The organism is Ginsengibacter sp. (genome assembly GCF_057362405.1).
In genome coordinates, this window is the sequence record NZ_JBMQQG010000251.1 from 1 (window position 1) to 11,505 (window position 11,505).

Sequence of the window (11,505 nt, forward strand, 5' to 3'; positions counted from 1 at the left end):
GAAACTTCTTTGCCGGATGAACTAGGTAGCGCACTTGACGGTAATAATAACGCAAGGGCAATAACTGATGCCTTGCATCAACTTGATACAACTCCTCCGCCAGATGTTACAGACGTAAACGCAATGTTCCGCTATACATTGACCAACACCGTTCCTGAAAACTGGATTCCCTTTATCCCTGTTCATACTGATGACACCAACCGCCAGATTAAATTGCAACGTGCATCAATGCCGCGACTTTTTAAAGGAGAGTTTACACATGTACGGTCGTTTACGCAATTTTTGCGGGAAGGTGTGCAGGATGGTGATGATGATGCAAAGGCAGATGCCTATTTTATTAATGAAGAAGAAGTGCCCAGGGCCGGCGTACAGCTTTCAGCAACCTTTCAAAGAACGCGGTGGTACAATGGTGCTGTGGTAAACTGGTATGGCTACAGAAAGCAGGTTGGCAGGGGAGAGGGCTCAAGCGGGTTGGTGTACGATAAGGTGGATGGTGTTAAGAGGTAAGGGTTTAAACCATGCAGCTATCGGTCGGCACCGAAGGTCAGACCGGATTCCCCCCAATCTCTTTTAATTTTATGGAATTATTAAGCGGCTTCGCAATAAAGAGCCTGAGGCGGCGGCAGAAAAAAGGAGTAAAGTAAATTTAACATCCGCTGTCCGACCTTTGGTCTGACAGCTAACCGGGCGGCACCGAAGGTCAGACCGCATTAAGATACCGGCAAAGGCTAAACGCAAATATAATTATTCAACTATAAAAAGAAGTCATCGAATAACATAAATACCATATTCATTGACTTCAATCCGATTTTGTTTTACCAACGGTCAAATTAAATTACAACACGCATCAATGCCACGGCGTTTTAAAGGAACCTTTTCACATGTGCGGCCGTTCATACAATTTTTGCGGGAAGGTGTATAAGATATCGGCAACGACGATGCACCGGCTACAGCTTATTTTATAAATGAAGAAGAAGTTCCCAGGGCCGGCGTACAGCTTTCAGCAACTTTTCAAAGAACCCGGTGGTACAATGGTTCTGTAGTAAACTGATATGGCTATAGAAAGCAGGTTGGAAGGGGAGAAGGTTCAAGCGGTTTGGTGTATGATAAGGTGGATGCCGTCGAGAGGTTATAATATTTGACCGATAGAGCAATCTCTTCTTCTGCAATTTGAATTATTTCCGAAATTTTCCCGAGGCCTGGCACAAAAAAAGCCGCCCATTTTGAGGGCAGCATTTTTTGAAGCTAATTGGAAGCTATTTACTAATAATCAATTTCCTGGTTTGTATTTCTTTACCATTATTAACTTTAAGAATATAAACTCCGGCTTTAATTGAGCTAACATCTATATTATTAAAATTGATGCCATTGTTCACGCTCACCTGTTTATTATAAACTTCCTGGCCCAGTTCATTTATGATAGCTACAGTAGCCTTACCTTTTGCATAAGCATCAAATGAAACAGTGATGGCTGTTGAAGCAGGCACCGGGTATAGATTTAATCCGCCTCGTTCCAAATTTGTATTTTGTGATACATCTGCAACATTAGCTGTAAAAGTTGTGCTACCTGTCACTACTTGTAAAGTATAGCATTGTGTTGAACTATAATCGCCCGGGGTTGCACCATACACTTCTACAATATAGGTTCCTGGCTTTTTATTATTATTGATTACGGTTTCATTTGCAGTACCGGAATTGGTGGAAGAAACTAACAATGTTCCACTGCTATTATATAAACTGAGATTATAATTAGCCGGCAAATTAGTAAGCGTCACCTTAACATTTTTTTGACCGCCGCTTGTGCTAAAACTATAATAATCCACATCACCGCTTGGTGCAATCCCGGCATTTATAATCGTGCCGGGAGTAATAGCTGACGCCGTGGCTAAGGTATTATTCGGTTCCAACTGATCATTACAACCTGCGGCACTTGTGGTAAATTGTAAAGCAGACGTATAGGCGCTGCTTCCTGAAGAACAATTCGTTCTTACCTGCCAGTCATATAGCGTAGACGCTGTCAGGTTTGTAATATTTTTTGATGTTGAAGAAGCATTTACAGTAGTCCATGAACCAGAACCGGATACTTCATATTGTACGTCATAGCTGGTTGCACCAGAAACAGCGTCCCAGCTCAATGTAACACCCGTACTGGTAATATTAGAAGAGCCTACCCCTGTTGTTGGAGGGTTACAGGTTACCGTTGACGTAGTAGTAAACTGTGCAGCAACATAATTTCCACTTCCGCCCGAACAGGTTGCCTGTACCTGCCAATCATAAGTTGTCCCTGGAGTTAATCCGCTAATGCCGAAAGATGTTGCCGGACTATTTACCGTCCCTGCATCCAGCCACGTGCCCGAACTGGTAACTTTATATTGCACGTGATAGCTTATAGCATTTGTAACTGTCTGCCAACTTACGGTTGCACTAGTGGTTGATGGCACAGATGATAAACCCGTTGGATCGCCACATACCGGAGCTGAACAGCTAAGAGTAAATGTTGTAGTTGACGTTTGTCCGTCAGGGTTAGTTACGGTTAACGTGTATGGTCCGGCAGATGCATTAGAAGGTACATTAAAGTCAGCTTTAATTTGTGTGGGGCTTGTAAAAACTATGTTAGATACACCAATAGTGCTGCCTCCACTAACGGTAACCCCTAAACGATTGTACCCAGCTCCCGGGTCAAAAAATTCTGAATTATTGGTAGAGGTTCCGTTTATCGTAATCGTTGTGGTGGCACCGCATACTGGTGTTGTAGCGATGACAGGTGTTGCCGGCGCAGGAGCTTTAAATTGAGCGGCTCTTACACCCCAGGAATCAGTAGTAGGTACATATTCCGAGAATGTCCACATCGTCATATCGTCCGTGGGATCAACCACTGTTTGTGTAAAATCTCCCCACCTGCTGGCGCCAGGATTGTAAGTAGATGAGGTAGTAGTAAAATCAGCTGCTGCATGAAAAGTAGCGGCAGCATCGGTTCTATACCTGCCTGCAGCAGCAGCCTGGGCGTATTTTGCAGGACCCGCGGAAGTAAATCCCATGAGGGCATGTCCTTGTCCACTTAAAGCGATAGTAGGATACGTATAATATACGGCGGATGAAGTTGGATTAACTCCATCATATAACGTTGCAGCCTGCAAAATGGTGGGAGTGGTTGCAAGGTTTCCCACTTCAAGCCACAAAGCGCCATCTCTGTCACCACCTGATCCGCCAATGCCTGAACTGTTTAATAAGGTGCCCTGCGCTATCCATAAATTTGCTACACCCGAAATTTTATTTTTCTTAATCATTGCAGCACATAACCTGCGATCATCACCATCAATAGAAGTACCGCCTAACGTGGGTACAGATTTTGGAGTGTACGTTGTAGAGGTAGCTAAATTAAGATCGCCTGATAATGTGGGAGTACCTCCTGAGTAAGAAACTCTCCTGATAACCAGTTTTGAATACTGTGTTTGAGAAGCGCCCACAAAATATCCGTATGTAGTTCCGGGATCATCGTTATGAACACCTTGCGGCGTGTACATATCAGTACTTGTTAGACTATGTGGAAATCCTGTTACCGTCATTGAGCCATTGATCAGGCTTGATTTACTTACCACCCACATATTGCTTCCGGAAAACCTGGTTTGGTTGGCAAACATATTCCCGCCAATATATAATGAGTTTTGATCTACACCCAGGGTTGGATAATCAAAAAAATCAGTGGATGAACCGCCTGTTCCTGAAACATTAAAATAATAAAATGTAAAGCTGCCGGTACCACTAATAGTAGGCCCGTCACTAACAGCAATACAACAATAATTATTTGTTTTGTGATTAATATCAATAGCCACTACAAACCAACGTTGGGAAAGCCTGTCAAATCTTACATGAGGATCGCTTATACCGCTAATACCCAAGCCAGAGTTTGAAAAAAATATATTTAGGTCAATATTGGCTACTGCACTTAAAGTTGTCGTAGACGTGCCAGGATCGGTAGTGGCAGCAGGCCCGGTAACAGAGGGCTTGGTAAAAACTTTCAACCTGCAATTGGCTGTTGCAATAATTTGTGTGGGACCCACATCGCCGCAGTTATCCGGCGGTGTATAAGGTGATTCTCGTCCGCTCACATTTGCGTACGAACCCCATATAGTGAGAAAATTACTGGCCGCCTGTTGGGTTGGAGTGTTGAGCGAAGCCGGAGCATTGGTATTTTGATTTTTATCAACCAGCGTTCCAAATTTAGACACAGGTTTTGCATCCGGGTTTTGACCTTTCGGCCTGGGGCCTTCTAATTCAGGACGAAGATGTACTTTAAAACCCGGAGGAATGGGACGTTCCTGGGCTGTCACCTCCTGAAGAGACTTTCGGATTCCCTTGATTCCGGTGGTGGTTATCCCTTTTATTCCGCCACTGTTCTGCGCATTTGCTGCAGAAAAAAGGAAGATTGCAATAAGAGCAGGTAAAAATTTTCTCATGTGTTAGTGTTATTAGGTGATTTATAATTAAATATATCAATTATTCTTAAAATCCTCATAAATGTCAAACATTTCTTTGCTATTTTTCACGATAGTGTTTAACGCTATTGCTGTCTTAAAATCCCTTTACAAAAATGGAGTGATCTGGCCCGGTAGTTAATGCGGAAACTTAATGAAAACTGCTTACGATAAATGTTCGGTTTGTGTTTGCTACCGTCTCTCGATTTTTCCTGGCACGTTACCACTCATTAATAGATAGCAACGCCGACCTGCTGCAATAATTTTACTAAATTGCCGGCAGTGCATAGGATGTCATCTGACTGTGTATTTAAAATAATATTCGGTCGGGCCGGTAACTGATAGTTCAGCGTGTTATCATAATAATCCAGCATCTTTTCTATAAACCCTTCATAGTTCTCTGCATTCAATAATGATTTCATCTCCGCTATAACGGTTTCGGGTAAACGATCCTTTAATTTTTGCAACCCATCAATAAAATTTTCCTTTCCTGCTGCTCTGTATTCTTTGAGGATATTATTCACCCTTGTCTTTTTATCAACATTTAATTGAACGCGAATTCCATCTTTCATTTTTGCAAGCAACCATTCGGGAATTTTTCTTTTACCTATTGAAGATGGCTTTTGCTCAATAAAAATATATGGTGAAGAAGCATGTTTGAGAACGGATTTTTTAATTTCATATTCAAATTCTTTTTGAGATGGTTGGGCTGGCAGCAGTAATCCGCCAAATGCGGAACCGCGGTGAGAAGCAATCTTTTCTAAATTAATAACGGGGTAACCCGATTCTTCCAGGTGTTGTAGTAACAAAGTTTTGCCGGAACCGGTTTTGCCACACAAAACTATGAGGGTAGATGATGCAGAAAAGGCCATAAATAAAAAAACACCTTTTAAGAAGAAATATGTTCCATAACTCACTTTCAGCGCTGAAGCTCCTTCTGAGAACACAAGACAGGTTATGAACCGCAAGTATAGACAGTCAGATCAACAACTCCTACAGGCTAACATACGAAGAGACTCATTATTCAACTTTATTAAGGTGGTAATATTCTCTGTTCGGACCAAACCCGATACTGCACATGCAATCGAATATTTACAGTAACAAGATAAAAATTATTTAGTTAAAATACAAGATTCAATAAAATTTTTTATATAAAAATTTATCGGTATCCAGGTGAAGACGCTGGCAATAAACCGGTTTGCATAAACATAAAAAAAATGATTAAATAATTCTGCCTTATATAAATTATAAAGGCCGCCCGAAGGCAGCTTTTATAATCTTATTTCTATAGCTTTTAATTCCGTCGGGCCCCAGTCCGGTTGATTACCTATATTGAGATCTACATTTACCCTCACCTGTGCACCAGCTCGTTGATTAAAAGCTCCACTAGAAACCAGCACGGCAAGAAATATTAACTTTTTCATACCAAGTTATTTAATTGACAACCATGCCTGTATTACCATCCCAGGTTGTGTTAATTGTCAGAAGGTACTTCCTCCGGGTTCACCTGCGGCAAAATGTTTGCAGCTAATTACTTTAATATAAATTACATTTTATTTCATTGTTGTAGCAAAATGTTTCGCCTTAGCGCATTCAAAAAAAATATTGATAGCTTAATTGCCGCATTGGCGGGGTTTACTATAATTTTTTTCTACACGAGGCATGGTGGCATTGGCCTTTGCCCCGATGGTGTGGTGTATACAACCACTGCCCAACATGTATTATCAGCCTGCAGGTTGGTTGATTACAGAAATTATTCATTAGTGGAATTTCCCGGTCTGTATCCTCTTTTTCTCAGTGCCATCATGTTCATAACGGGCCTGCAGCCTCTTGTATTTGGCGCTATGGTAAATGCAGTTCTTTTTGCCATCATTATTTATTTATCCGGGTTTGTAACCGGAAAATTCATAAACACGTCAAAGTGGTATAAAGCGGCGATACTGAGTTGTATCGTATTAAGCCCGGGATTGCTGGAGGTGTATTCCATGTTATGGTCGGAGACAATTTTTATTTTACTGCTATTGCTTTTTATAATTGCCATGCACCGGTATTTTCAAAACTATTCGAGGAAGGTTTTAATTGCCGCCGCCATAATAACGTCACTTGCGTGTGTAACCCGTTATGCGGGAATTACCATTATTGCAACGGGAGGTATATTAATATTGTGTGACACAAAGTTACCCTGGCGCAGAAAAATCACAGATGGTGTTTTATTCGGTTTAATAAGTTCTGTCCTTTTAATTATTAATCTTACCCGTAACTATTTTGTGGGCGGTTCAATGACGGGCATTCGCGAAAAATCATTTTCATCGTTAGTTGCAAACATGCACGATGCGGGCGCTGCGTTTTATGACTGGCTGCCCTTTTTCAATGGAAATTATACTGGCGCCGCGTTGCTTACATTCTTTATATTTAGCGTGCTTGTTTTCATTTGCGCATGGCAATTCATTCGAAGCAGGCGCCTGGTAAATTATGAGAATATAGCGGCATGCTTTGCATTGGTATATGTATCATTTATGATAATAATAGCAAGCATCTCACGGTTCGAAACTTTAGACAGCCGGTTTTTAAGCCCCGCGTTTATTCCGTTAGTATGGAGCTGCAGCAACTGGGTAGTTGCCCTATCAAAAAAAGTTAGCCCTGTTAGCAGGAAGTGGATGTTTGTGCTGGGTGCTGTTATTTTTTTGTGTTTTCAGTATGGCCAGCTCGCGGCTGATTATGAAACATGGGGCGGCGTAAAGGATGCGGGAATACCCGGCTATACAGAAGACCAATGGAGATATTCCCGGACGGTATTATATATTCAAAAAGATTCTTTGCCATTTAAAAAAGGATATACCATTTATTCCGATGCCAACGACGCTATTTATTTCTTTACGGGCAGGCAGGGACTTTTTTTACCACATAAAGAAAACAAAATTGCCATACTCGATTTTTTAAATAACCGGCATTGCTATGTGGTTTGGTTTAACGATGGCGAAAACCCAGACCTGGTAGGAATAGATTTTATAACCAAAGTAAAGAAAATGAAACTGGTGAAACAGTTCGACGACGGGGCCATTTATGAATCGGATCAATGATCCGTCTCAACCGCGTAATGCAGTTCCATGTTATTCTTTAGTAACTTCGGGCAGCCTTGTTATTTATGATTGTCGTCAAATTCGTAATAGAAATTTTCTTAAGAAAATTAATTAGGCCATTGTTCCCATGTTGGGGATGTTTATTTTATCTATATAGATACCAGCCTATAAACCAGCACTAAATTATTTGGCATACTATTAGAGTGACTCTCATCGGTTATTCATAGGATATTGGATTATATCAGGGGAGGATCTATGTCCACCCCTCTTTTTTACTGCCAGCTATTCCCGGTCGGCACCGTAGGTCAGACCGGTTACACGGAATCGCTGTCCGACTGTTCGGTCCGGCAGCTAATTAAAAATTTTAAAAATTAAATTCTCATCTATTGATTTATACGATTCTGTTTCAAAATTTTCCTTATCAAAACCAATGAGCTGAAAAGCAAGTTCCTGGTCGCATAAAGTACCATGGCGTAATTTCATATAGTCGGCAAATGATGAATAAAGCCAGCTTTCCATTCTTGTAACTAAACCTGCTTTTAAAGGGTTTTGATGAATATATTGAAATGCTATAAAGCCGTGATGGATATCTCCTTCAGTCAATGATTTAGCTTTTGTTTTTTGGCGAAATAAAGATCCGCTCCTTTCATAATGTTTATTAAAGTAGCTGGCATAATTACTTTGCAGTAAACGAAAACCATTGGATAGCTCACACAAATCAATATTTCCAATCCTTCTTATTTTTTCGGAATCTTTTGTAGCATGTATAAGAAAATGAAAATGATTTGGCATTAAACAATAAGCGAGAACCTTACTAAAGGGGAGAACAAATTTTCTGAAAAGCCGAAGAAATTGAATATAATCTTTATTCTTTAAAAAGATAGTTTCCTTGTTGTTTCCTTGGTTATATATATGATAGGTTTCATCTGCAATAATATTCATAAAGGGAAATTAAGAATTTTTTTAATCCGGCCGGCACCGAAGGTCAGACCGGGTAAACACCGTTTGCTAAACACCCGCTGTCCGACCTTTGGTCTGACAGCTATTCCCGGCCGGTACCGCAGGTCAGACCGTTCTTATACTCTTTTTAACTTACCCGTATTAGTTAGCTTAAATTAAAGCGTCCGGCTATTATTGAAAGCAATTTTAAATCGTACGAAACTATACTGCAGTCAGGTCACTTTTAGGTTAGTCTTAATATATTAACTTAACAAATATGTGATATTAGGTTAATTAAAGCTTACCTTCCTATCTCTAATGAAAGGGACGTCAATAATCTCCTGAAAGCTTGTTTCAGAAACTGAAACTGAAGAAAGTTGAATTTTTTGAAACATTTTGCTCTGTCGCCTATATAATCCCTATTGTGTGGGAATTTAAATTTTAAACTAATCCATGAGTAAAGCAGGTATAAGCAAAACAAAAATTCTTTCCAAAAACCTTTTCCCTGTCGTAGGAATAGGCGCCTCAGCAGGGGGGCTGGAAGCATTTAAGAGATTAATAAAAGCCATACCTGAAAACTCTGGCATAGCCTATATATTAGTTCAGCATTTGCATCCAGATCATAGCAGCTCGCTACCCGACATTCTTCAAAGGGAAACGCAGATCCCGGTTAATGAAATAAGCGATAATGTAAAGGTTGAACCTAACCAGGTGTATATTATTCCTGCAAATAAAATGCTAATAGCCACTGATGGCGTTTTAAATTTAAGTCCAAGGCCAAAGGACCACAAAAACATGCCGATTGATGTATTCTTTTCTTCATTGGCCGAAGTACATCAAAGCCATGCGATTGGTGTTGTTTTATCGGGCAACGGCTCGGATGGTACGTTGGGATTAAAAGATATTAAAGACCATGGCGGAATTACATTTGCGCAGGACCTTGACACCGCTGGTTACGACGCCATGCCGCAAAGCGCAATTAAATTGGGTGTGGTTGATTTTATACTTTCTCCTGAAGAAATTCCAAAGCAATTGCTGAAGCTAAACAATACCTTCAACATACTTCCCTCAAGTGAACACGCTATACCAAAAGAACTAACGGAAGAAGAAAGTTTTAAACAGATACTTTCCATTCTCCGGATAAACAATGGTGTTGATTTCACCTACTATAAGCAAACCACTATTCGCAGGCGAATTCTACGCCGCATGGTAATTCTCAAATTGGAACGGATTGCCGATTACCAGGGGTACCTGAAACAAAACAAGACCGAACAGGATATTTTATTCCAGGATGTGCTGATACCCGTTACGTCTTTCTTCCGTGATCCTAAAATTTTTGAACATTTATGCGATACCGTATTGCCTGAATTAATCAAAGACAAATCTTCTGTGAATCCTCTACGCGTTTGGGTAGCCGGTTGCTCTATAGGTAAAGAAGCTTATTCTATCGGTATGTGCATACACGAATATTTAAGCGATAAAATTTCCAATACCAGGATACAAATATTTGCCACAGATGTTTCAGAAAAATCAATTGCGAGGGCCCGCGCCGGTGTGTATAATACAAGTGAGATAGAAGGGGTAAGCGAAGAGCGTATTAAACAATTTTTTACCAAAATAAATGGAAGTTACCAGGTAAAAAAAACAATCAGGGATATGTGTGTTTTTGCGACGCATAATTTTTTAAAGGATCCCCCTTTTGCGAAGATTGATTTAATCAGTTGCCGCAATGTGCTTATTTACCTGGAACCTTTTTTACAAAAAAAAGCCTTTACTATTTTTCACTATGCCCTTAGTCAAAAAGGATATTTATGGCTCGGTAAATCAGAAACTACCGGCGGCTCTTCCGAATATTTTCTTCCATTCGGGGTGAAGGATAAGTTATATACACGAAAATCTTTCCCCGGAAGATTTATGAATGTTGCTTCTGAAAGCCGTGAAGAAACACTTAAAGATAAAGACTATGGCTTTCGCTTAACCGAAAGAAAGAAGGATGATTTTCAAAAAGATGCAGACGATATTTTATTATCGAAATACACACCGCCCGGCGTGATTGTAAATGACCAGTTCGACATTGTACAATTCCGCGGATCAACCGGTGATTTCCTGGAACCTTCGCCCGGCAGGGCAAGTTTAAATGTACTTAAGATGGCCCGTGAAGGTTTATCATTCGAACTTCGAAATGCCTTGCAGAAATCAAAAAGCACAAAGACGCCTTTTATAAAACACGGCATACTTATTAATAACGGGAAAAGAATCGTTAGTATTGAAGTAGTTCCCTTGATTAATTCAATTGATCTGTACTTCTTAATTCTTTTTAGAGACACAACCCCTGACAATCCGCACGAAGGTGATAAACTGCAAACTGCCACCAGTTTGAAGAACGAAAAAGATACCCGCATACAACACCTGGAAAAAGATCTTACACAGGTGCGGGAAGATATGCGGAGCATAACGGAGGAACAGGAGGCCGTAAACGAAGAATTGCAAAGCGCCAATGAAGAACTGCTGAGTGGGAGCGAAGAACTGCAAAGCCTTAATGAAGAGTTGGAGACGAGTAAGGAAGAGTTGCAAAGCACCAATGAAGAATTGATAACCGTAAACCAGGAACTGTATGACCGCAATGAACTGTATAACGAGGCAAGGATATACGCAGAAGCAATAGTTTCCACTATACACGAGCCCTTGATGGTTATTGGCAACGATTTTAGAATTAAAAGCGCCAATAAATCTTTCTACCGGGATTTTCACCTTACTGAAGAAGAAACGTTAGGAAACGTCTTATTCGATTTACAAAATAATGGTTGGAATATACCGGGCTTACGAAGCCACCTCGTAAAAATTCAGAGAGGAAACGAAAAATTTATTGAGTGGGAGGTTACTTATGCATTTCCGGCAGCAGGAACCCGCACCATATCCTTTAACCCCCAGCCTATACAAAAAGAGAACGGTGCCAACTGGATACTGCTTGCATTCGATGACATTACGGCAAGAAAAGAAGCGGAGCAAGC

6 protein-coding genes and 1 pseudogene are annotated in these 11,505 nt (G+C 40.6%); 3 read left to right on the plus strand and 4 right to left on the minus strand.

From position 1 onward, the window contains the following. A pseudogene (locus ACO1O5_RS21385) lies at positions 1-507 on the plus strand (hypothetical protein); the annotation flags it as partial. A 749-nt stretch (positions 508-1,256) separates the two neighbouring features. Here ACO1O5_RS21385 and ACO1O5_RS21390 read toward each other — a convergent pair. The 3 genes from ACO1O5_RS21390 to ACO1O5_RS21400 form a co-directional block, all read right to left on the minus strand. Next, the gene (locus ACO1O5_RS21390; protein WP_486273915.1) at positions 1,257-4,457 is read right to left on the minus strand and encodes a T9SS type A sorting domain-containing protein; all 3,201 of its coding nucleotides are present in this window, start codon (positions 4,455-4,457) and stop codon (positions 1,257-1,259) included. A gap of 248 nt (positions 4,458-4,705) precedes the next feature. Beyond that, positions 4,706-5,422 (minus strand): hypothetical protein, encoded by a 717-nt coding sequence (locus ACO1O5_RS21395; protein WP_486273917.1) that lies wholly within the window; start codon positions 5,420-5,422, stop codon positions 4,706-4,708. Between the two features lie 324 nt (positions 5,423-5,746). Further along, entirely contained in the window at positions 5,747-5,899 is a 153-nt protein-coding gene (locus ACO1O5_RS21400) for a hypothetical protein (protein WP_486273919.1), read from the minus strand. Between the two features lie 150 nt (positions 5,900-6,049). Between ACO1O5_RS21400 and ACO1O5_RS21405 the strand changes: the two genes are divergently transcribed. Beyond that, the gene (locus tag ACO1O5_RS21405; protein ID WP_486273920.1) at positions 6,050-7,555 is read left to right on the plus strand and encodes a hypothetical protein; all 1,506 of its coding nucleotides are present in this window, start codon (positions 6,050-6,052) and stop codon (positions 7,553-7,555) included. 351 nt (positions 7,556-7,906) lie between these two features. Here the strand turns inward: ACO1O5_RS21405 and ACO1O5_RS21410 are convergent, their stop codons facing one another. Beyond that, entirely contained in the window at positions 7,907-8,497 is a 591-nt protein-coding gene (locus tag ACO1O5_RS21410; RefSeq protein WP_486273922.1) for a transposase, read from the minus strand. Between the two features lie 450 nt (positions 8,498-8,947). Here ACO1O5_RS21410 and ACO1O5_RS21415 point away from each other — a divergent pair. Further along, a partial coding sequence (locus ACO1O5_RS21415; protein ID WP_486273924.1) for a chemotaxis protein CheB occupies positions 8,948-11,505 on the plus strand: 2,558 nt, incomplete at its 3' end.